This window comes from Rhizobium sp. NZLR1, from assembly GCF_017357385.1.
GTDB lineage: Bacteria > Pseudomonadota > Alphaproteobacteria > Rhizobiales > Rhizobiaceae > Rhizobium.
On record NZ_CP071633.1, the window covers coordinates 214723 to 235758 of the forward strand.

Consider the following 21036-nt stretch of genomic DNA (forward strand, 5'->3'; position numbering starts at 1 on the left):
GAGAATGATGGACGCGATGGTCGAAACCAAAGGGCGTTTTATCGACGCCGATCCGTATCCGTGGCCCTATAACGGCGCTCTCAGGCCTGATAACACCGCCCTCATCATCATCGACATGCAGACGGATTTCTGTGGCAAAGGCGGCTATGTCGACCACATGGGCTACGACCTGTCGCTGGTGCAGGCGCCGATCGAACCCATCAAACGCGTGCTTGCCGCCATGCGGGCCAAGGGCTACCACATCATCCATACGCGCGAGGGCCATCGCCCCGACCTCGCCGATCTGCCGGCCAACAAACGCTGGCGCTCGCGGCGGATCGGCGCCGGCATAGGGGATCCCGGCCCCTGCGGCCGCATCCTGACGCGTGGCGAACCCGGCTGGGACATCATCCCCGAACTCTACCCGACCGAAGGCGAGACAATCATCGACAAGCCCGGCAAGGGTTCGTTCTGCGCCACCGATCTTGAGCTCATCCTCAACCAGAAGCGCATCGAGAACATCATCCTCACGGGAATCACCACCGATGTCTGCGTCTCGACGACGATGCGCGAGGCGAACGACCGCGGCTACGAATGCCTGCTGCTGGAGGACTGCTGTGGGGCGACGGACTATGGAAACCACCTCGCCGCCATCAAGATGGTGAAGATGCAGGGCGGCGTCTTCGGCTCGGTCTCCAATTCCGAAACCTTTGTGAGCCAGCTGTCATGAGCACCGTTCGCGACACGCCCCTTCCCAAGGCCGGCAAGGCGATCGGTATCGATACGCTCGGCATGACCATGCGCTTCGGCAGCTTTACCGCGCTCGACAACGTCTCGATCGCCGTTCCGGCCGGCTCTTTTCACGCGCTTCTCGGCGAAAACGGCGCCGGCAAGTCGACGCTTGTCAAATGCATCATGGGCTTCTATCACGCCACGTCAGGCTCGCTGTCGGTCGACGGCCGCGAGGTAGCGATCGGCTCACCCAAGGATGCCGCGGCCTACGGGCTCGGCATGGTCTACCAGCATTTCACACTGGTTCCCTCTCTGACCGGCGCGGAAAACCTGGTCATCAGCCGTGCCGAAGTACCCGCCGTGATCAACTGGGCGGGGGAACGCAAGGATCTGGCGGGTTTCATGGAGCGCATGCCGTTCAAGATTCCGCTGGACAGGCCGGTGAGCCAGCTTGCCGCCGGCGAAAAACAGAAGCTCGAAATCGTCAAGCAGCTTTATCTCGGCCGCTCCTTCCTCGTTCTCGACGAGCCGACCTCGGTGCTGACGCCGGCGGAGGCAGACGAGATGCTCGGCATCGTGCGCGGGATGACCGAGCGCGGCGAACTCACCGTGCTGATGATTTCTCACAAATTCCACGAAGTGACGAAATTCGCCGATGCCGTCTCGATCCTGCGGCGCGGCAAACTGGTCGGCGCCGGCAAGGTCGGTGAGCTCTCCACATCAGATATGGCGGCGATGATGATCGGCGACGTCAAGCTCGCCGAACTCGACAGCCGCCTGCCGGTGGCGGAAGCGGCAAGGCCGGTGCTGTCCGTAAGCCGGGTGAAAGCCCCGGATCGTTCCGGCCTGAAAACGATCGAAATCGACGAGCTTACGGTGCGCTCCGGCGAGATCGTCGGCATCGCCGGCATATCGGGCAATGGCCAGAAGGAACTGACGGAAATCCTCGCCGGCCAGCGCCCGACCGATAGCGGCCAGGTCATGGTCAATGGCGAGGCTTACGGCGCAACCCGCGACGAGACCCGCAAGAACAGGGTGCGTTTCATCCCCGAGGAGCCGTTGCAGAATGCCTGCGCGCCGAAGATGACGGTGAGCGAGAACCTTGCGTTCCGCACCTTCGACTTGAAGCCGGACGGCAAGGACGCGATCTGGTTGAACAGGGCCAGCATGAAGAAGCGTGCGTCGGCGCTGATCTCCGACTTCAAGGTCAGGACCGCCTCTTCCTCCTCGCCGATTGCAGCGCTTTCAGGCGGCAACGTGCAGCGGGCGGTGCTCGCCCGCGAGCTGACCGGCGACGTCGATCTGCTCATCGTCTCCAACCCGTGTTTCGGCCTCGATTTCTCGGCCGTTGCCGAAATCCGCGCCCGCATCATGAAGGCGCGCAATTTGGGTGCTGCCGTGCTGCTGCTCTCCGAAGACCTCGACGAACTGCTCGAAATGTCCGATCGCATCATGGTCATTTCGGAAGGCAGGCTGGTTTACGAGACACCGGCGCGTTCGGCCGATATCGGCGTGATCGGCGCCCACATGGCGGGGCATCACTGATGGTGGGGATTAAAGCCGAACCTTTCGCCTTTCCGGTGAGGCACGATGAACTCGCCCTTATCGTCATCGACATGCAGCGCGATTTCGCCGAAGCCGGCGGCTTCGGTGCAAGCCTTGGTAACGATGTCAGCCGCATCACCCGCATCGTGCCTGATGTCAAACGCCTGATCCAGGGCTTCCGCAATGCCGGCCTGCCTGTGATCCATACGATGGAGTGCCACCGGCCGGACCTGTCCGACCTGCCGCCGGCGAAACGCGACCGCGGCAATCCTTCGCTCAGGATCGGCGACGAAGGCCTGATGGGCCGCATCCTGATCTCAGGCGAACCCGGCACGGCGATTCTTCCGGAACTTGCTCCTGTGAAGGGGGAAATCATCATCGAAAAACCCGGCAAGGGCGCCTTCTACGCTACCGAGCTTGGCGCCATGTTGCAGCAGAAGGGCATCAGTCAGCTCGTCTTTGCCGGCGTCACCACCGAAGTCTGCGTGCAGACGACCATGCGCGAAGCAAACGACCGCGGCTATGAATGCCTGCTCGCCGAGGAGGCGACGGAAAGCTATTTCCCCGAATTCAAAGCCGCAGCCATCGCCATGATCCGCGCCCAGGGCGCTATCGTCGGCTGGACCGCCCATGTCGACGACATTCTGGAAAGCATTGCCAATGCCTGAAACGACCCGCGAACTGCTGACATCGGGCGGCTGGAAGGAAGTGGAATTCGGCCCTTTCCGCGAGAATGTCACCATTCACTGGATCCGCCCCTTCGAGGGCGACCAGCCGGGCGTGGCGCTGTTGAAATATGAGCCCGGCGCCTCCGTTCCCCGCCATCTCCACGAGGGGCTCGAGACCATCCTGGTGCTCGATGGTGTTCAATCCGACGAGACGGGCGATTACATCAGCGGCAGTTATATCGTCAATGCACCCGGCAGCGAGCATTCGGTCTGGAGCGATACCGGCTGTGTCGTGCTGATCCAGTGGGACCGGCCGGTGAAGATACTCGAAGAGGAAATCGCATGATTCCGTTCTTCGCCGCTGCATGGCAACGACAGCAGCGTCGAGCTAATTGAAGCGGTCTCACCCACTGGGGCGATTTCCATCAGGCAAGCGGCGTGACGCTGGGTGCGACGCGCTTTTAAGCAACGCCTCTCAAAAACTCCTCGGTCTCCATGAGTTCAAGCTGCACGGAAAACCGATCGTGCAGGAGTTCCAGTGAGGCGTCATGCGTATCGTCGGCGCCACTGCAGACGGCATCCTTCAGCACGATGACTCGATAGGCGAGATCGATGGCGCCGAGTGTCGTGGCAAGCACGCAGACGTCCGTTTCACCGCCGGTGATGACGAGGGTATCGACCCGCTCCGACTGAAGGATCGGATGAAGACGCCCGTCGATCCAAGGGGAATAGGTGCGTTTGTCGAAGTGCCTTGCCGGCGGAACCAGCGACGCCAGCGATGAGGCGAGATCGATGAAGCTGCGGGGAAGATGTTCGCCCGTCATCATCCACCATTTCTGGTAATAATCCCTCCATTTTCCCGTCATGTCGTCGGCATGTGCGGGTGGTACGAAACGGGTAAAGATCGTTCGGGAAGGGTGCCGCCCGGCCAGCTCTTCGATCTGGGGAGAGACCCGTGCCATCCAGGGAACGTGCCACGGCGTGTCCTCGGCAAACATCCGCTGCATGTCGACACAAAGATGCCGCCACTCCCCGACCTCGCCCATCACATCCTCCATTCGGTTTTCAGGCGTCAACCGCCGCGCTGGGCGAAAGTTCCTCTAACCAGCGGAAGAGCAGAAGCCTTTCAGGCAACGGCGCCCGGAGCGATCGTCAGTAATCGAGTGGTGCTTTCAGGTTCCCGGAAACAATCGAGTTCACGAAGAGGAACTGGTTTGGAGAAGAAGTAGCCTTGGAGGTCGGTGCAGCCGAGGGCGGCCAGAAAGTCGCGTTGATATTCGGTTTCAACCCCTTCCGCCGTCGTCGAGATCCCGAGGTTGCGGCTGAGCGCGACGATAGCGCCAATGATAGCTGCCCCGTTGGCTTTTGTGCCGAGCAGCGAGACGAAGGAACGATCGATCTTGATGCGGTCGATATCGAAGCGCATCAGGTGGCTGAGGCATGAAAATCCGGTCCCGAAATCGTCGAGCGAAATCTGAATACCCCGACTGCGCAGCGACTTCAGCACCGAATAGACGTCCGAGTTATCCTCGATGAGCGAGGATTCGGTGAGCTCGAGTTCGAGCCGGGATGGCGGCAGCCCGCTCTCCTGAAGCACGGCGAAGACTTCCTCGGCAAAATTCGGTCTTCTTAACTGGGCGGGAGATACATTGACGGCAACGAACGTATCTTCAGGCCATTTGCAGGCGGCTCGGCAGGCTTCGCGCAATACCCAGAAACCGAGAGCGTCGATGAGACCACCCTCCTCGGCGACAGGGATGAAGCTGGCAGGCGTCAACAGTCCACGCTGACTGTGACGCCAGCGCACCAGAGCTTCCGCGCCCGACGCCGAGTATCCGCCCTCGGCACGATGCACGGTTTGGTAATAGACCTCGAGCGATCCGAAATCCGGCCTGTTTGCAGCCGGATCTGAGCGTGGACCGTCGCCGGATGAGGCCATGCTTTTAGCCAGAACTTCGCGCAATTCGTTTTTGAGAATGTCGCGCGCATTCCTGCCGCCGTCCATGGACGGCGAATAGACGCGCCATTGACCTCTCCCGCCCATCTTGGCCTCGTAAAGCGCGACGTCGGCGTAGCGCATGATGTCGTCGGCATTCCGGCCGGCATCCGGAACAACGGTTACGCCGATCGAGCCGCCGACGCGGGCGACCGCCTCGCCTCGCAAAAGCGGGAAGGGCTTGCCAAGTTCGGCAACGATCGCTTCGCAGATTGCCGGCAAAACTTGATCATGGTCTTTGATGTCCCGGAGAAGCAGGGCAAATTCGTCCCCTCCGAGCCGGGCAAGCGTGTCGCCTGGACGCAGTATGGAGCGGATCCGCTCCGCAGCCATCCTGATGAGTTCATCGCCGGCCGCATGGCCGAACGTGTCGTTCACGGCTTTGAAGCGGTCGAGGTCGAGAAGCGCAACTGCCGAGCGCTCGGCCGAATTTTTTGTCTCGGCCAGGCACTCGTCGAACCGGATGGCGAACAAGGCGCGATTGGGAAGGTCGGTCAGCACATCATGCAGGGCAAGCTGCCGTGCATGCAGCTCGCTTTTCTTCAATTCGCCGAGACTGCTTCGCAGGCGCACCAGCAGGACCGAGAACAGGATGGCGATCACCAGGGCGGCAATCGAAAGCGCCGGCATCAAGCGGCCGATCACTCTTGAACCCGGAAGATCGGGCCGCCAGACGATGAAGCCGATCGGTTCGCCGTTTGCCGTGGCGTCGATCTGAAACGCAACCTCGTTTTCGTCCGCATCGGCGGTGCGCGCGAAGCGCGCGCCGTTGAGACCTTGTTGCCGGCTCAATTCGTCCAGCGCCGCACCATCGATAAACCGAACGACGATCAGGAATTGCCGCGTCGGCTGCTGCTGTCCCTGGTCGGCCTCGTTGATGGCGACGACGCCGACGATCGTCGGCCGGCCTTCCAGCCGCATCAGATTGGCCAAGGCACGGTTGGAGCGGGTTGCGTTCGCAAGGCGGCTTTCCATCGAGGACGGCGTTCGTTCGGAAACCGTCCCTTGTCTCACCCCAAGGCGGGCATCCTGAAGGAGAGGCAAAAAGAGAGGCTTCATCCAGCGATAACGCTTTTCCGTCTGGGCGTCCGCCAGCATGAGCAGTTGAGCCTTCTCGTCGACGACGAAAGCCTGGTCGTAGCCGAAGGCGGACATTGCGGTCTGGCTGATCGCACTTCCGGCCGCCGCCGTCAGTACTGCCTCGAGGCTTGAGGAGCCTCCGGTTGATCGGGCGGCAGGATAAACACGTGTGAGGTAGCCATTGCCGAACTGACCGATAACATGCGCGACCTGATCGACCTGTTCGCGCAGGCGCGCATTTACAAGCTGGCGTTGGCGATCAAGGGCGGCAGCGTCACTCTCGGTTCCTGCCCACAGCGCCGAAAGCACGACAAGTCCAATCGCTCCAAGGCCGCTGACGGCGATCAGAAAGAGAATTCTTCCCGAGGCGATCCAGGATTGCTGAAACGTATTGGAGCTGGAAGGAACAACGATTTGCAAGCCTAGACCCCTGGACACCACGACACGGGCGTATTCGCCGACGCTAACAAAGAAGCGTTCACGTAGAATTAAAAGCTACGGCGCATTATGGGCGAGATCGAATACGCCCCAAGGAGCTCCCGATGCTGCGCATATCCCTTCAGACTATGTTGCGCGGAGCACTGATTGCGGGGGGCTTGGGTATGTTATTGATCGCGGCCGCGCCAATCCAGGCGACCGCGCAAGATCGTACGCCGATGAGGATTGCCGTCGAAGGGGCATTTCCGCCCTTTAATTACGTCGATGCAAACAACAAGCTTCAAGGCTTCGACATCGATGTTGCCAACGCCCTTTGCGAGGTCGGCAAGTTCGAATGCCAGTTCATCATCGAGAAGTGGGACGACATAATTCCCGATCTCGTTGCCGATAAATACGACGCGATCATCTCATCCATGTCGATGAGCCTCGAGCGGCGTCAAAAGGTTGCTTTCACTGAAAAATACTACAACAGCCCGTCCGTGTTCATCGCTCGGAAAGATTCGCCGATCAGCGATGTCAGCCCCGCCGCCCTCAGCGGCAAGATTCTCGGGGTGACGTCGTCGACAGCGCAGGAATCCTACGCCAACCATCTCTATCCGGAGATGAAAAAGAAGGTCTTTCGGTCTTCGCCTGAATTGTACAAGGGGCTGTCGGACGGCAGTGTCGATATCATTCTGGAAGACAAACTCGCCATCTACGACTGGATCGCCAATACGAAGGCTGGAACCTGCTGCGAGTTCAAAGGACCGGATCTGGTCGACGTCACATACTTCGGTGAAGGTGCCGGCATCGCGTTGCGCCTGGATGACAAGGAACGTCTTACGCGCTTGAACGAAGCGTTGAAGAGCATCAAGGCGGACGGGACCTATGACATGATCAACGCAAAATATTTCCCGTTCAGCATCCAGTAGTTTCGCAGTAAATGCTTGATAAATGAAGGATGGCCGGTTTGCGGCCGACCATCCCATCAGGGCTATCTTCGATCGTGCCGCTATGCGGCTTTCGCGACGTCTCCATGCGGATCGAGGACATATTTCATCGCGGCTCCATGGTCGAAGCTCTCATATCCAGCGGCGGCATCGTCGAGCGGGATGACCTTGGCATTGACGATATCGGCAATGGGCAGCCGGTCGTGGAGGATCGCCTGCATGAGCTGACGATTGTATTTGAGCACCGGCGTCTGGCCGGTGTGGAAAGATTGCGCCTTGGCCCAGCCGAGACCGAAGCGGAGCGCAAGATTGCCGTGTTTGGCGGCATTGTCGACGGCGCCCGGATCCTCGGTGACGTAGAGGCCGGGAATACCGATCGAGCCTGCGGCTCGGGTAATCTCCATCATCTGGTTGAGCACGATCGCAGGCTGTTCGCCGCCCGAATGGCCGCGTGCCTCGAAGCCGACCGCATCGATGGCGCTATCCACCTCGTTGCTGCCGACGACCTGGGCGATCATGTCGCCAAGACGGTCGCTCTTGGAGAGATCGATCGGTTCGAAACCGACCCTCGCCGCATGCGCCAGACGATCCTTGTTGAAGTCACCGATCATGACGACCGCGGCGCCGAGGATGCGTGCCGAAGCCGCAGCCGCAAGGCCGACAGGGCCGGCGCCAGCGACGTAGACGGTCGAGCCGACCCCGACACCGGCGCGCACTGCGCCATGGAAACCGGTGGGCAGAATATCGGAGAGCATGGTGAGATCGCGGATCTTCGCCATCGCCTTGTCCCGATCGGGGATTTTCAGCAGGTTGAAATCCGCATAGGGGATGGTGACGTAGCGCGCCTGTCCGCCGATCCAGCCGCCCATGTCGACATAACCATAAGCGCCACCGGCGCGGGACGGGTTTACGGTGAGGCAGACACCGGTATCCTGGGACTTGCAGCAGCGGCAACGGCCGCAGGCGACATTGAAGGGTACCGAGACGATATCGCCGATGTCGAGCATCTCGACGTCGATGCCTTTCTCGATGATCTCGCCGGTGATCTCGTGGCCGAGGACCAGACCCGGCATTGCCGTGGTACGGCCACGGACCATGTGCTGGTCGGAGCCGCAAATGTTGGTCGATATTACCTTCAGAATGACGCCGTGTTCGATGCGGCGGCCATCGGGCGCTTCCAGTTTCGGATCGTCGAGATCGCGAACCTCGACCTTGCCCGGCCGCAAATAAACGACGCCTCTATTCTTGCTCATGGATTCCTCCCACTTGTTGATGCCTCGAGCTGCAACCGATGCAGTCGATGGCAACCTTTCCTTCGGCCTGCCTCCTCTGCAGCCCGGTATTCACAACGCGCCGGATATCGCCGCATCGGGCGATATTCGAATTTCACGAATGGACAGATTGGATGGAGGGAGAGAGTAAACACGATAGGTCTTGCCTGTCGTTCCGCTCGTCATCGCCGATCTGCTGCGTAAGCGCCAGTTTCGGGCTCCAGAACCTCCTTCGATCCATCTCGATATCCTTCCGGAACTCTCTCCGGCGATCTCCTTGCGGATTCAGTTCTTATAACAGCTGCCGAGCGGCCGGACCGGCCTTTCAATGGTTCATGTCGCCAGCTTGCAAGGCGGCGCCTTGAATACCACAAGAAAACCACGCCCGGCGGAAAACAGCGCCCAAAAAAACGACATGGGTGCAATTCAAAGACGACGTCGGCGAAGCCGCGGCGGCATGCCGCTCCAGCGGATAAGTTGGCCCCTCGAATAGGGCGGTTTTCCGGATCGCTTCAGAAATTTGATCGTAGGCCTCTGATCAAATAGTTTGAGCATGATGTCGCCCACTGTCGAGCCTCAGTTTGTGCTCTGGAGCCTGATTTGGCTAATTGGCTGTCGCGCTGTGATCACATCTCCTCGGCCCGCAGCAGATGACGTTTTCAATCGTGATTGGACATCGGCTTCGACCTGAGCCACGCTATTGTTGGGAGCGGACCATCTATTTTTGCGAAGATAGGAGGCCGGAATGGAACAGTATGCACTGGAGCAACTGAAAGCAGTTGCAAAGGTCAGCACGACCTGTAAGCGCCTTGAACTAACGCGGCGCGAACGCATTGAACGCTGGGCTGAATGTCTCGAACGCAGCCCCAGACCGTATCTTAGAACGCTTCACGAAACCGAATATCAGCCGATCGCAGATCGGTTTGCCTTGCGGGATGACGACACCCCGATCTCTGTTGCATTCGCTGATCCCATCCTGCGGGCGGCAGGAATGGAAAATGACAGCTATGGAGAGGCCAGACGGTTCTTCGAACTCAGCGACGAGCAGTTGCACGATGTTGTCTGCTTCTGCCATTTTGGTGAACGCGTCAGCGCGGCGACAGTCGCTCGTCGCGTGCGAAAGATGGCAGATCGCAGTCCAGGCGGTTTTTTCGCTCAGCTCCGTGCGTTCTTTGGCTAGCGGCCAGTAGCGCTACGCGCTGTCTGCTGGTTGTGAATGGTCAACCTATTGTTTTGGCACGCCTTGTTGCGTGGCGTCTCGTGTTGCGGCCACCTGACATCTAGTCACGTGACCACCGGCCCAGGTTGAAGTCGATCGCCGTGTGCCAGAACACGGCGCCGAGGATGATCGCCCCGCCGAAATAGGTGGCGACGGGCGGCTGCTCCGAAAACAGCAGCCAGACCCAGAAGGGCGTCAGCACGATTTCCATCGTGCCGATCAGCGCTGCCTCGGCCGGCGGCATCCGCTTCGCGCCGGCAAGGAATAGCACCAGCGCGAGGGAGAAGTTAGTCGCGCCGAAGGCGGCAAGGACGATCCAGTTGTGCAGGTCGAGTGAGCCGACCGAACCGAACGGCGCGAAGATGACGAGGGTCAGAAAAGCGCTGACGACAGTCGGCGGCAGGCTCGGCACGCCGGGATTGATACGCGGAATGATGATAACAAGCGCAAACGACGCGGTCATGCCGAGCGCCAGCAGGTCGCCCCAGCCGGTGCCCCCGCCGATCGACGAGGCGACGATGACCGCAACGCCGAAGAGCGAGACGCCGCCGGCAATCAGCGTCCGCCTGGCGACCCTCTCCTTGAGGATGAGCCAGCCGAACAAGGCTGCGATGAACGGCGTCGTAGCATAGATCATCGTCACATTGGCGACGGTGGTCATATAGAGCGCCCCGATGAAGCAGCCCTGACTGAAGGTCTGGCACGCGATCATCGCAAGTCCCGAGGGATGGAAAACGGAACGCCATTGCCGCCGCGAGATGCCCCCTTCGAGGAAAAGGCAGGGGATCAGCAGAAACAGGCCGCCGAACAACGACCGCCAGGCGATCGCCGTCCATACGTCGGTGGTCAGGAGCCGCGCGTAAACGCCGCTCGCACTCCAGGCGAGCGTCGCGGCAACGATGAGAAGCACACCCTTCTCGTGCTCGCTGCCTGCGAGGCGTGTGGTCGGATTTTCAATGGTCACGCAGATGGTCTCAAAGAAGGAAGTCGAACGCGATCCTGTTCTGCGCCGAGAATTGACATTCGACAAACGAATAGTAGAGATGGCAATCATCGATTTTTTCTATGGCTAGCAATGCACCAGCCGATCGAAAGCGACCTGTTGAGAACCTTCCTGGTCGTCGCCGAGACGTCGAACTTCTCCGTTGCTGCCCAGCGCATCGGGCGGACGCAATCGGCCGTCAGCACCCAGGTCAAGAGGCTCGAGGAGGCGATCGGCGAAAGTCTTTTCGAACGCGGCGCCCGCGGCGTGCTGCTCACTCGCCAGGGCATGCAACTGGTGCCTTATGCCCGCAGGGTGATCGATCTCCTGAACGAGGCCGCCGCGACGATCCGCAGTAAGCCTCTCGACGGGCCGGTGCGCATCGGAATTCCCGAGGAATACAGCCAGACGGTGCTGCCGGCCGCCCTTGCGGCTTTTGCCGTGCGCCATCCTGCGGTCGAGGTCACGGTGTCCTGCGACTACACGGTCCGCAACCTTGCCGCCCTGGAACGGGACGAACTCGATCTCGCCGTCGTTTTCGACTGGAGCGACCAGAACAAAGGCGAAGTCCTCTGCGTCGATCCGACAGTCTGGGTCACATCGATGGTTCACCGGCTGCACGACATCGATCCGCTGCCCGTTGCGACCTATCGCAACTCCACGTGGTCACGCGATTTTGCGCTCCGGTCGCTGGAGCAGATCGGCCGCAACTACCGGATCGCCTTCATCGCCGATACCGGCTCGGGGCTGAAGAATGCCGTGACCGCGGGCCTTGCCGTCACGACGCTTTCCCGCAGCAGCATCCCGCTCGGCTGCCGGGAGCTGACCGCCGAAGACGGTTTTCCGCCGGTCGATTCCTCGAAGGTCGTGCTTCGCCGGAGCACTTTCCGTTCCAGCGAAGCCGTACGGGAGCTTGCCGAAATGGTGCGCGAAGCCTTCCAGCCTATGGCGGCGCCGGCGATGGTGTGATGCGGCGGCGCAGTCGGCGCCTCGTCTCGGAGGGGCTCTCGGAGAAACTCGCCCGGTAGCTTCTCGCAAAGGCCGAAGCCGAATTGAAGCCGGTCGCTGCGGCGATGTCGGCGAAGGAGGCTGTCGTCTCGATCACCTTGCGGCGCGCTGTGTTCAGGCGTAGCGCCAAATAATGCACATGCGGCGGTGCGCCGATGCTCTGCTGGAAAAGATCCTGCAGATGCCGGGCGCTGATGCCCACCCTGCGGGCAAGCCGCGCGAGCACCAATGGCTGCTCGATATGCTCCTCCATCAGCCGCACCGCCTGCGTCACGCGGGAATCCTGCATGCGCAGTCCCGCCGAGGCCGCGGCAAGCGGCTCGTCCGCATGGAAAGACGGATGCTCGTAGCGGAACAGCCGGCTGACTTCGAGCGCCAGCGAATAGCCTTGCCGTTGCCTGATCACCTCCAGCATCAGATCGACGGTCGGAAGCGATCCCGATGTCGTCAGCCGCTTGCCGTCGATGACGAAACGATCCTTGACGGCCCGCACCTCAGGATAGGCCAGCGCAAAATCCTCATAGTCTTCCCAGTGAACGGTTGCCGACAGGCCGTCGAGCAGGCTTGCCTCGGCCAGCAGCCAGGTACCGGACTCGATGCCGGCGATTGTCGTACGGTAGCGGGCGGCCTGCGACAGCTGCATCTTCAGCGCCGGCGTCGCGCTGCGGCGCCAATTATAACTCGCAAGCACGAACAGCGGCGCCTCGTCCCGCGTCGCCTGGAATATCCCCTGGGCCGGGATGGCGATATCGCTGGTGGTCGGGACCGGCGCTCCATCCGGCGTCAGCAGCCGCCAGCGATAGAGTTCACTGCCGGCGATGCGGTTGGCGCCGCGCAGCGGCTCGATGACAGACGCGATCAGGATCAGGTTCGCATCCGGCAGGACGAGAAGGTCGATATCAAGCCGTTCAGTCGATCGCTGCAGCAAGGCCACCTCCCTGTTGTTCCGATAATGTATCGTTGAGTTCCGAGAATGCAAAGCATCTCCGCCGATCCTGCCGCGTAATGGTTGGTAAGACGGGGAGAAAAAAACATGCCTCTTGCGATGAACCGCGATGTTTTCATCACCTGCGCCGTCACCGGCGCCGGCGATACGATTTCCAGATCCAGCCATGTTCCCATTACTCCCAAGCAGATCGCCGCCTCCGCGATCGACGCCGCCAAGGCTGGGGCGGCTGTTGTTCACTGCCATGTCCGCGATCCTGAAACGGGGGCCGCCAGCCGCCGCAACGATCTCTATAGGGAAGTCACCGACCGCATCCGCTCGGCGGATATCGACGTCGTCCTCAATCTCACCGCCGGCATGGGCGGGGATATGATTTTCGGGGATGTCGAAAGCCCCCTTCCCCTCAATCCGAAGGGCACGGATATGGCAGGGGCCACCGAGCGCGTCAGCCATGTCGCCGAATGCCTGCCGGAGATCTGCACGCTCGACTGCGGCACCATGAATTTCAACCTTGGCGACTATGTCATGACCAACACGCCTGCCATGCTGCGGGCGATGGCGAAGAAGATGACGGATCTCGGCGTGCGGCCGGAGATCGAAGCTTTCGACACCGGCCATCTCTGGTTCGCCAAACAGCTTGCCGAGGAAGGCCTCATCGAAGACCCGGTGCTGATCCAGCTCTGCATGGGCATTCCGTGGGGCGCGCCCGACGATCTCAATACCTTCATGGCGATGGTCAACAACGTGCCCGATAGCTGGACCTTCTCGGCCTTCTCGATTGGCCGCAACGCCATGGCCTACCCGGCGGCAGCGGTTCTTGCCGGCGGCAATGTGCGCGTCGGCCTGGAAGACAACCTCTTCGTCGGCAAGGGCCAGCTCGCCACCAATGCGCAGCTCGTCGAAAAGGCCGTGCAGGTGGTCGAAGGCATGGGGGCGCGGATCATCGGCCCGGAAGACGTGCGCAAGAAACTCAAACTGACGAAGCGCTGAGGACGGCATGACAAGGATCAGCAAGGCGGCTTGTATCGGCGGCGGCGTCATCGGCGGCGGGTGGATCGCCCGTTTCCTGCTGGCCGGCATCGACGTTGATGTGTTCGACCCGCATCCGGAAGCGGGCCGCATCGTCGGCGAGGTGATCGCCAATGCCGAAAGAGCCTATGCCATGCTAACCGGCGCACCGCTGCCGCCGCGCGGCAGGCTTAGCTTCACCAAGACGCTAGAGGAAGCCGTCACAGATGCGGACTGGATCCAGGAAAGTGTGCCGGAAAGGCTCGATCTCAAGCGCCGCGTGCTGACCGAGATCGATGCCGTAGCGCGTCCGGATGCGCTGATCGGCTCTTCCACGTCAGGGCTGCTGCCAACCGATCTGCAGCGCGACATGAAGCATCCCGAACGCCTGTTCGTCGCTCACCCTTATAATCCCGTCTATCTGCTGCCGCTCGTCGAAATCGTCGGCGGAGAGAAGACCTCGGCGGCGACCATCCATGCGGCGATGGAAAAACTGGTCCCGATCGGCATGAAGGGCGTTCATATCGCCAAGGAGATCGAGGCCTTCGTCGGCGACCGGCTGCTCGAAGCACTCTGGCGCGAGGCCTTGTGGCTCATCCACGACGATATCTGCACCGTCGAGACGCTCGACGACGTCATCCGCTATTCCTTCGGCCTACGCTGGGCGCAGATGGGTCTGTTCCAGACCTACCGCATCGCCGGCGGCGAGGCCGGGATGCGCCACTTCCTCGCCCAGTTCGGTCCCTGCCTTGCCTGGCCCTGGACCAAGCTCACCGATGTCGTCGATCTCGACGATGCACTGATCGAAAAGATCGGCCGGCAATCCGACGAACAGGCGGCCGGTCTCTCGATCCGCGAACTCGAACGCATCCGCGACGAAAACCTCGTCGGCGTCCTGCAGGCGCTGAAAGGCGGCGATGGCGGCAAGGGCTGGGGCGCCGGCAAGCTGCTGAAGGATTTCGAGCAATCGCTCTGGGCAGAAGGCGGCGGTGCGACCGCGTCTTTCGACCCATCGAAACCGCTGCGGCTCATCGAGGCAAAAGTCAGCCCCGCCTGGGTCGACTATAACGGCCATATGACCGAGCACCGCTACCTCCAGGTTTTCGGCGACACCTCCGACGCATTGCTGCGCCTCATCGGCGTCGATCTCGCTTATGTCGAGGCGGGGCAGAGCTATTACACGGTGGAAACCCACATCCGTCATCTCGGCGAGGCGAAGCTCGGCCAGGCAATCCATGCGACCTGCCGGATTCTGTCCGTCGACGAAAAGCGGCTGCATCTCTTCCATACTCTCTACGACACGGCGACGGACGAAGCTCTGGCAACCGCCGAGCACATGCTGCTGCACGTCGACAGCAAGGCCGGCAAGGCTGTGCCAGCGCCGGCCGCCCTGCTCGACAAGGCGAAGGCGATCGCGAACGCCCATGCGGCGTTGGCGCTGCCTGAAGGCGTCGGCCGCCACATCGGCCAGAAGCGCTAGAGGATCAACATGGATTTCGGTCTCAGCCAAGAACAGGAAATGATCGTCGAGACGGTCCGCACCTTCGTTGAAACCGAAATCTATCCGCATGAGAACGAGGTCGAGCGGACCGGCATCGTCCCGCCGGAACTCGGCCGCGATATCCAGCGCAAATGCGTCGATCTCGGCTTCTACGCCTGCAATTTCCCCGAGGAGGTCGGCGGCGCCGGCATCGACCATGTCACCTTCACGCTGGTCGAGCGCGAGCTCGGGCGCGGCTCGCTCGGGCTGACGGTTTTTTTCGGTCGGCCCTCGGGCATTCTGATGGCCTGCGAGGGCGAGCAGCGCGAGCGTTACCTGCTGCCCGCGGTGCGTGGCGAGAAGATCGACGCGCTTGCCATCACCGAGCCGGACGCCGGCTCTGATATGCGCGGCATGAAGTGTGCTGCCCGCCGCGACGGCGGCGATTTCGTCTTGAACGGCACGAAACATTTCATCTCCCATGCCGACGTCGCCGATTTCGTGATCGTCTTTGCCGCGACGGGCGAAGAGGAAACGCCGAAGGGCATCAAGAAGAAGATCACCGCTTTCCTGGTGGACCGCGGCACGCCGGGGTTTGAAATCCTGAAGGGCTACGATTCCGTTTCGCATCGCGGCTACCACAACTCGACGCTCAACTTCGCAGATTGCCGCATCCCCGAAGCCCAAGTGTTGGGCGAGGTGCATCGCGGCTTCGATATTGCCAATCAATGGCTTTACGGCACGCGGCTGACGGTTGCCGCCACCTGCGTCGGCCGGGCGCGGCGTGTCTTCGAGATGGCCCTGCCCTATGCCGCCGAGCGCAAACAGTTCGGCAGGCCGATCGGCGCCAATCAGGGCGTGTCGTTCAAGCTCGCCGATATGATCACCGAGATCGACGCGGCCGAATGGCTGACGCTTTCAGCCGCCTGGCGGCTCGATGCCGGCCTGTCGGCCGACCGGCAGATCGCTTCGGCCAAGCTCTACGCCTCCGAAATGCTGGCGAGGGTGACGGATGAGGCGATCCAGATCTTCGGCGGCATGGGGCTGATGGACGATCTGCCGCTTGCCCGCTTCTGGCGCGATGCCCGCGTCGAGCGCATCTGGGACGGCACATCGGAAATCCAGCGGCATATCATCAGCCGCGACCTGCTTCGGCCTCTGGGAGCATGAGCCGATGACAGCGAGCCCTCTCGACCGCCTGCTTAGACCGCAAACGATCGCCGTCTTCGGCGGCCGTGAGGCGCGCAGGGTGATCGAGCAGTGCGACCGCATGGGCTTTTCAGGCAAGATCTGGCCCGTCCATCCCAAACTCGACGAGGTGCTTGGACGGGCCTGCTATCGCTCGGTCTCCGATCTGCCGTCGGCGCCGGACGCCGCCTTCGTCGGCGTCAACAGGACGCTGACCGTCGAGATCGTGCGCAGCCTTTCTGCGGCCGGTGCCGGCGGCGCGGTCTGTTATGCCTCCGGCTTCAGCGAGGCGACCGGCGAACTCGGCGACGGCGCCGAGCTGCAGCAAGCCCTGCTGGAAGCGGCTGGCGATATGCCGATCCTCGGGCCGAACTGCTACGGGCTGATCAACGGTCTCGACGGCGCGCTGCTGTGGCCCGATCAGCACGGCATGCAGCGGATCGAACGGGGTGTGGCGATCCTCACGCAATCCTCCAATATCGCCATCAACCTGACCATGCAGACCCGTGGGCTGCCGATCGCCTATGTGGTCACGGCCGGCAATCAGGCGCAGACATCGCTTGCCGATATCGCCTGCGCGCTGATCGACGATCCGCGCGTCACGGCGGTCGGCCTCCATGTCGAAGGTTTCGGCGATCTTGCTTCCCTGGAACACTTGGCTGCCGCTGCCCGCCGATCGAGGAAGCCGGTGGTCGTGCTGAAGGTCGGCAGGTCCGAGCAGGCAAAACGCGCGGCGGTGTCGCACACTGCCTCGCTTGCCGGCAGCGATGCCGTGGCAGACGCCGTACTCGCTCGTCTCGGCCTCGGCCGCGTCCAGAGCTTGCCGGCGCTGTTGGAAATCCTGAAGCTGCTGCATGTCGCCGGCCCGCTCGCAAGCCGTTCGATCTCGTCGATGAGCTGCTCGGGCGGCGAGGCTTCGCTGATGGCCGATGCCGCCGTCGGCCGCAATGTCGAATTCCCACCCCTGCGGCCGCAACAATTACCGCGTCTGCGGCGGGTCCTCGGCGAGATGGTGACGCTTTCCAATCCGCTCGACTACCACACCTTCGTCTGGGGTGATCTCGCGCGCCAAACCGAAGCCTTCAGCGCCATGTTCGAAGGCGGTTATGCCCTCAATCTCGTGGTCCTCGACTTCCCGCGCGGTGACCGCTGCGATGCCTCCGAATGGGCGATGACGGCCGACGCGGTCATCACTGCCGCCTCCGCCACCGGCGCGCTGGCCGGTATTCTGGCGACACTTCCGGAAAATATGCCCGAGCCGATCGCCAATCGACTGATGGCAAATGGAATCATTGCCTTCTCAGGCATCGACGAAACCATCACCGCTGTGGAAGTCGCGGCCGGCATCGGCCAAGCTTGGGGAGCACCACCTGCCCTGCCGCTGCTCAACGTGTCGTGCTTGGGCGGCGAGATCGAGACGCTGACGGAAGCCGATGCGAAGACCGAACTTGCTGCCTGCGGCCTCCCTGTTCCCCGGGGGCTGCAGGCTTTTTCTCCCCGCGATGCCGGCGAACAGGCCGAACGGCTCGGTTTTCCCGTCGTCCTGAAGGCTCTCGGCATCGCTCACAAGACCGAGGCCGGGGCTGTCGCGCTCAACCTTAAGGATGTTGAAACGGTTTCGAACGCGGCGGCGGCCATGCCGCTAAATGCCGGTTATCTCGTCGAGAAGATGATCGATCCGCCGGTCGCCGAGCTCATTGTCGGCGCCGTCCGCGACCCTGTCTTCGGATTGTCGCTCACGCTCGGAGCGGGAGGAATCCTCGTTGAATTGCTTGAGGATTCGGTCATTCTTCCGCTTCCCGCGACGAAAACCGAGATTTACGCGGCGATTTCTCGTCTCAAACTTGCAAAATTGATCTATGGCTATCGCGGGCGGCCAAAAGGCGATCTCGACGCCGCGGTCGTCGCTATCGCAGCAGCGGCAGATTTTGTCGTAACGAACGCGGCATGGCTGGAGGAACTGGACATTAATCCATTGATGGTTCTTCCCGAAGGGCAAGGCGTTGCAGCAGTCGATGCGCTGATACGGCGGAGGAGGTAGCATAGGTTGAGCGACCAAATTCGCGTACGACATCACGGCGGCATCCTCGAAGTCGTCATCGACCGGCCGAAGGCGAACGCCATCGACCTGGCGACCAGCCGTGCCCTGGGATTGATCTTCCGGGATTTCCGCGACGATTCTGAATTGCGTGTCGCCATCGTCTCGGGCGCGGGCGAGAAGTTCTTTTGCGCCGGCTGGGACCTCAAGGCGGCTGCATCAGGCGATGCGGTCGACGGCGATTATGGCGTCGGCGGCTTCGGCGGGCTGCAGGAGCTGCGCGATCTCAACAAGCCCGTCATCTGTGCGGTCAACGGCATCTGTTGCGGCGGCGGACTGGAGATCGCGCTCTCAGCCGACCTGATCATCGCCGCCGAACATGCGACCTTCGCGCTGCCGGAAATCCGCTCCGGTACGGTTGCCGATGCGGCCTCGATCAAGCTGCCGAAACGCATTCCCTACCATATCGCCATGGACATGCTTTTGACCGGACGCTGGCTCGACGTTCACGAGGCGCATCGCTGGGGTTTCGTCAACGAGGTCTTGCCAGCCGGGCGGCTGATGGAGAGAGCCTGGGAGCTTGCCCGCCTGCTCGCGAGCGGGCCGCCGCTCGTCTATGCGGCCATCAAGGAAATCGTGCGCGATGCGGAGGGTTCGACGTTCCAGACTGCCATGAACAAGGTCACCAAGCGGCAGTTTGCAACGGTCGACAGGCTCTATTCGAGCCAAGACCAATTGGAAGGCGCGCGGGCCTTCGCCGAGAAGCGAAACCCTATCTGGAAAGGACAATAACGAGGCGGCGGCAACCGCAATGTTTTCCCGCATGATGCGGGCACCGAAGGCGGAGAGGAAACCGCCTGCGGATCTGCCCGGAAGTTCTGTCAACGCACAATAAAGAAGGAACTGGGGAATGAACGACTATACCAAATTTCTCGCAAGCCGCGTCACCGCAGGCGGGCTCAGCCGCCGCGAATTCATGGGACGCGCCATGGCGGCAGGCATCACACTTGCCGTCGCCGACAAGCTCTTCACCGAGAGTGCCGAAGCCGCCGAACCGAAACGCGGCGGCCACCTGAAGCTCGGCCTCGAAGGGGGGGCGGCCACCGATTCCAAGGATCCGGCGAAATTCCTGTCGCAGTTCATGTTCTGCGTCGGCCGCTGCTGGGGTGACATGCTGGTCGAATCCGACCCGCTGACCGGTGCCGCCGTACCGGCGCTCGCCGAATCCTGGGAGCCGTCGAAGGACGCGGTGACCTGGACCTTCAAGATCCGCAAGGGTGTCAAGTTCCACGATGGCAAGGAACTCACGATCGACGACGTCGTTGCGACGCTGAAGCGCCACACCGATAAAAAGTCGGAATCCGGCGCGCTCGGTGTTCTCGGGTCGATCAAGGAGGTCAAGGCTGACGGCGGCAATCTCGTGCTGACGCTGAGCGAAGGCAATGCCGACATGCCGTTGCTGCTGTCCGATTACCATCTGGTCATCCAGCCGAACGGCGGCGTCGACGATCCGCTCGCCTCGATCGGCACCGGTCCCTATAAGCTGACGAGCTTCGAGGCCGGCGTTCGCGCCACCTTCGAAAAGAACAAGGACGACTGGCGCAGCGACCGGGGTTATGTCGATTCGATCGAAGTGATCGGCATGAATGACGCGACCGCCCGCATCGCGGCCCTGTCGTCCGGCCAGGTGCACTATATCAACCGCGTCGACCCGAAGACGGTCAACCTCTTGAAACGCGCCCCCAACGTCGAGATCCTCTCGACCGCCGGCCGCGGCCATTACGTCTTCATCATGCACTGCGACAAGGCGCCGTTCGACAATAACGACCTGCGCTTGGCCCTCAAATACGCCATGGACCGCGAAACCATGGTGCAGAAGATCCTCGGCGGTTACGGCAAGGTCGGCAACGACTTTCCGATCAACAGCACCTATGCGCTATTCCCCGAGGGCATCGAGCAGCGCGTTTACGATCCCGACAAGGCCGCCTTCCACTACAAGAAATCGGGCCATAGCGGCTCGGTCCTCTTGCGCACCTCGGAAGTCGCTTTCCCCGGCGGCGTCGATGCGGCCGTCCTCTATCAGGAAAGTTGCAAGAAGGCCGGGATCGAGATCGAGGTGAAGCGCGAACCGGGCGACGGCTACTGGACCAACGTCTGGAACGTCCAGCCCTTCTCGACCTCCTACTGGGGTGGCCGGCCGACGCAGGACCAGATGTATTCCACCGCCTATCTCTCGACGGCGGATTGGAACGACACCAAGTTCAAGCGTCCCGACTTCGACAAACTGCTGCTACAGGCCCGCTCCGAACTGGATGAAGCCAAGCGCAAGGACATGTACCGCGCCATGGCGATGATGGTGCGCGACGAAGGCGGGGTGATTCTGCCGATGTTCAACGACTTCGTGAACGCCTCCACCAAGCAGGTGAAGGGTTATGTCCACGACATCGGCAACGACATGTCGAACGGTTATGTCGCAACCCGCGTCTGGCTGGACGCCTGAGGGGCGCAACGCCCTTTGATCTCCGACGA

18 protein-coding genes are annotated in these 21036 nt (G+C 61.7%); 13 read left to right on the forward strand and 5 right to left on the reverse strand.

Going from position 1 to position 21036, the window contains the following annotated elements:
- Positions 1-7 precede the first annotated feature (7 nt).
- The 4 genes from J3O30_RS23410 to J3O30_RS23425 are packed head-to-tail and all read left to right on the forward strand — an operon-like array spanning position 8 to position 3270.
- On the forward strand, positions 8-709 hold the full coding sequence (locus tag J3O30_RS23410; protein WP_207585174.1) for an isochorismatase family cysteine hydrolase: 702 nt from the start codon (positions 8-10) through the stop codon (positions 707-709).
- Positions 706-2256: an ABC transporter ATP-binding protein gene (locus J3O30_RS23415; RefSeq protein ID WP_207584961.1), complete on the forward strand. Its 1551-nt coding sequence runs from the start codon at positions 706-708 to the stop codon at positions 2254-2256. The genes J3O30_RS23410 and J3O30_RS23415 overlap by 4 nt, the downstream gene beginning before the upstream one ends.
- Positions 2256-2924 carry a cysteine hydrolase gene (locus tag J3O30_RS23420; RefSeq protein WP_207584962.1) on the forward strand — a complete coding sequence of 223 codons (669 nt, stop codon included), beginning with the start codon at positions 2256-2258 and terminating at the stop codon, positions 2922-2924. The genes J3O30_RS23415 and J3O30_RS23420 overlap by 1 nt, the downstream gene beginning before the upstream one ends.
- A complete protein-coding gene (locus J3O30_RS23425) occupies positions 2917-3270 on the forward strand; it encodes a cupin domain-containing protein (RefSeq protein WP_207584963.1) in 354 nt (117 codons plus the stop codon). Before J3O30_RS23420 ends, J3O30_RS23425 begins: the two co-directional genes overlap by 8 nt.
- Positions 3271-3385: 115 nt before the next feature.
- On the opposite strand, the gene J3O30_RS23430 is transcribed toward J3O30_RS23425, so the two are convergent.
- Positions 3386-3970 carry a cysteine hydrolase gene (locus J3O30_RS23430; protein WP_207584964.1) on the reverse strand — a complete coding sequence of 195 codons (585 nt, stop codon included), beginning with the start codon at positions 3968-3970 and terminating at the stop codon, positions 3386-3388.
- Positions 3971-4050: 80 nt separating this feature from the next.
- A complete protein-coding gene (locus tag J3O30_RS23435) occupies positions 4051-6441 on the reverse strand; it encodes an EAL domain-containing protein (protein ID WP_207584965.1) in 2391 nt (796 codons plus the stop codon).
- Between the two features lie 101 nt (positions 6442-6542).
- Between J3O30_RS23435 and J3O30_RS23440 the strand changes: the two genes are divergently transcribed.
- Positions 6543-7349, forward strand: coding sequence for a transporter substrate-binding domain-containing protein (locus J3O30_RS23440; protein ID WP_207584966.1), 807 nt, complete (start codon positions 6543-6545; stop codon positions 7347-7349).
- Between the two features lie 80 nt (positions 7350-7429).
- Here the strand turns inward: J3O30_RS23440 and fdhA are convergent, their stop codons facing one another.
- A complete protein-coding gene (fdhA, locus tag J3O30_RS23445) occupies positions 7430-8620 on the reverse strand; it encodes a formaldehyde dehydrogenase, glutathione-independent (protein WP_207584967.1) in 1191 nt (396 codons plus the stop codon).
- Positions 8621-9383: 763 nt separating this feature from the next.
- Between fdhA and J3O30_RS23450 the strand changes: the two genes are divergently transcribed.
- Entirely contained in the window at positions 9384-9818 is a 435-nt protein-coding gene (locus J3O30_RS23450; RefSeq protein ID WP_207584968.1) for a hypothetical protein, read from the forward strand.
- 100 nt (positions 9819-9918) lie between these two features.
- Here J3O30_RS23450 and J3O30_RS23455 read toward each other — a convergent pair whose 3' ends face one another.
- Positions 9919-10821 carry an EamA family transporter gene (locus J3O30_RS23455; protein WP_207584969.1) on the reverse strand — a complete coding sequence of 301 codons (903 nt, stop codon included), beginning with the start codon at positions 10819-10821 and terminating at the stop codon, positions 9919-9921.
- Between the two features lie 111 nt (positions 10822-10932).
- Between J3O30_RS23455 and J3O30_RS23460 the strand changes: the two genes are divergently transcribed.
- Positions 10933-11808, forward strand: coding sequence for a LysR substrate-binding domain-containing protein (locus J3O30_RS23460; RefSeq protein WP_207584970.1), 876 nt, complete (start codon positions 10933-10935; stop codon positions 11806-11808).
- Here the strand turns inward: J3O30_RS23460 and J3O30_RS23465 are convergent.
- A complete protein-coding gene (locus J3O30_RS23465; protein ID WP_207584971.1) occupies positions 11783-12775 on the reverse strand; it encodes a GlxA family transcriptional regulator in 993 nt (330 codons plus the stop codon). The genes J3O30_RS23460 and J3O30_RS23465 overlap by 26 nt on opposite strands.
- 105 nt (positions 12776-12880) lie before the next feature.
- On the opposite strand from J3O30_RS23465, the gene J3O30_RS23470 reads away from it, so the two are divergent.
- The 6 genes from J3O30_RS23470 (at position 12881) to J3O30_RS23495 (ending at position 21007) form a co-directional block, all read left to right on the forward strand.
- Entirely contained in the window at positions 12881-13783 is a 903-nt protein-coding gene (locus J3O30_RS23470; RefSeq protein WP_207584972.1) for a 3-keto-5-aminohexanoate cleavage protein, read from the forward strand.
- A 7-nt stretch (positions 13784-13790) separates the two neighbouring features.
- Positions 13791-15281, forward strand: coding sequence for a carnitine 3-dehydrogenase (locus J3O30_RS23475; protein WP_207584973.1), 1491 nt, complete (start codon positions 13791-13793; stop codon positions 15279-15281).
- Between the two features lie 9 nt (positions 15282-15290).
- The gene (locus J3O30_RS23480; RefSeq protein WP_207584974.1) at positions 15291-16451 is read left to right on the forward strand and encodes an acyl-CoA dehydrogenase family protein; all 1161 of its coding nucleotides are present in this window, start codon (positions 15291-15293) and stop codon (positions 16449-16451) included.
- Positions 16452-16455: 4 nt separating this feature from the next.
- Positions 16456-18510 (forward strand): acetate--CoA ligase family protein, encoded by a 2055-nt coding sequence (locus J3O30_RS23485; RefSeq protein ID WP_207584975.1) that lies wholly within the window; start codon positions 16456-16458, stop codon positions 18508-18510.
- 6 nt (positions 18511-18516) lie between these two features.
- A complete protein-coding gene (locus J3O30_RS23490) occupies positions 18517-19299 on the forward strand; it encodes a carnitinyl-CoA dehydratase (RefSeq protein ID WP_207584976.1) in 783 nt (260 codons plus the stop codon).
- 118 nt (positions 19300-19417) lie between these two features.
- The gene (locus J3O30_RS23495; protein WP_207584977.1) at positions 19418-21007 is read left to right on the forward strand and encodes an ABC transporter substrate-binding protein; all 1590 of its coding nucleotides are present in this window, start codon (positions 19418-19420) and stop codon (positions 21005-21007) included.
- Positions 21008-21036: the final 29 nt, after the last annotated feature.

Excerpts from the sequence above, each read along its gene's own strand:
- J3O30_RS23410 (WP_207585174.1), top strand. The coding sequence starts at position 8 with ATGGACGCGATGGTCGAAACCAAAGGGCGTTTTATCGACGCCGATCCG.
- J3O30_RS23415 (WP_207584961.1), top strand. The coding sequence starts at position 706 with ATGAGCACCGTTCGCGACACGCCCCTTCCCAAGGCCGGCAAGGCGATC.
- J3O30_RS23420 (WP_207584962.1), top strand. The coding sequence starts at position 2,256 with ATGGTGGGGATTAAAGCCGAACCTTTCGCCTTTCCGGTGAGGCACGAT.
- J3O30_RS23425 (WP_207584963.1), top strand. The coding sequence starts at position 2,917 with ATGCCTGAAACGACCCGCGAACTGCTGACATCGGGCGGCTGGAAGGAA.
- J3O30_RS23430 (WP_207584964.1), bottom strand. The coding sequence starts at position 3,970 with ATGGGCGAGGTCGGGGAGTGGCGGCATCTTTGTGTCGACATGCAGCGG.
- J3O30_RS23440 (WP_207584966.1), top strand. The coding sequence starts at position 6,543 with ATGCTGCGCATATCCCTTCAGACTATGTTGCGCGGAGCACTGATTGCG.
- fdhA (WP_207584967.1), bottom strand. The coding sequence starts at position 8,620 with ATGAGCAAGAATAGAGGCGTCGTTTATTTGCGGCCGGGCAAGGTCGAG.
- J3O30_RS23450 (WP_207584968.1), top strand. The coding sequence starts at position 9,384 with ATGGAACAGTATGCACTGGAGCAACTGAAAGCAGTTGCAAAGGTCAGC.
- J3O30_RS23460 (WP_207584970.1), top strand. The coding sequence starts at position 10,933 with ATGCACCAGCCGATCGAAAGCGACCTGTTGAGAACCTTCCTGGTCGTC.
- J3O30_RS23470 (WP_207584972.1), top strand. The coding sequence starts at position 12,881 with ATGCCTCTTGCGATGAACCGCGATGTTTTCATCACCTGCGCCGTCACC.
- J3O30_RS23475 (WP_207584973.1), top strand. The coding sequence starts at position 13,791 with ATGACAAGGATCAGCAAGGCGGCTTGTATCGGCGGCGGCGTCATCGGC.
- J3O30_RS23480 (WP_207584974.1), top strand. The coding sequence starts at position 15,291 with ATGGATTTCGGTCTCAGCCAAGAACAGGAAATGATCGTCGAGACGGTC.
- J3O30_RS23485 (WP_207584975.1), top strand. The coding sequence starts at position 16,456 with ATGACAGCGAGCCCTCTCGACCGCCTGCTTAGACCGCAAACGATCGCC.
- J3O30_RS23495 (WP_207584977.1), top strand. The coding sequence starts at position 19,418 with ATGAACGACTATACCAAATTTCTCGCAAGCCGCGTCACCGCAGGCGGG.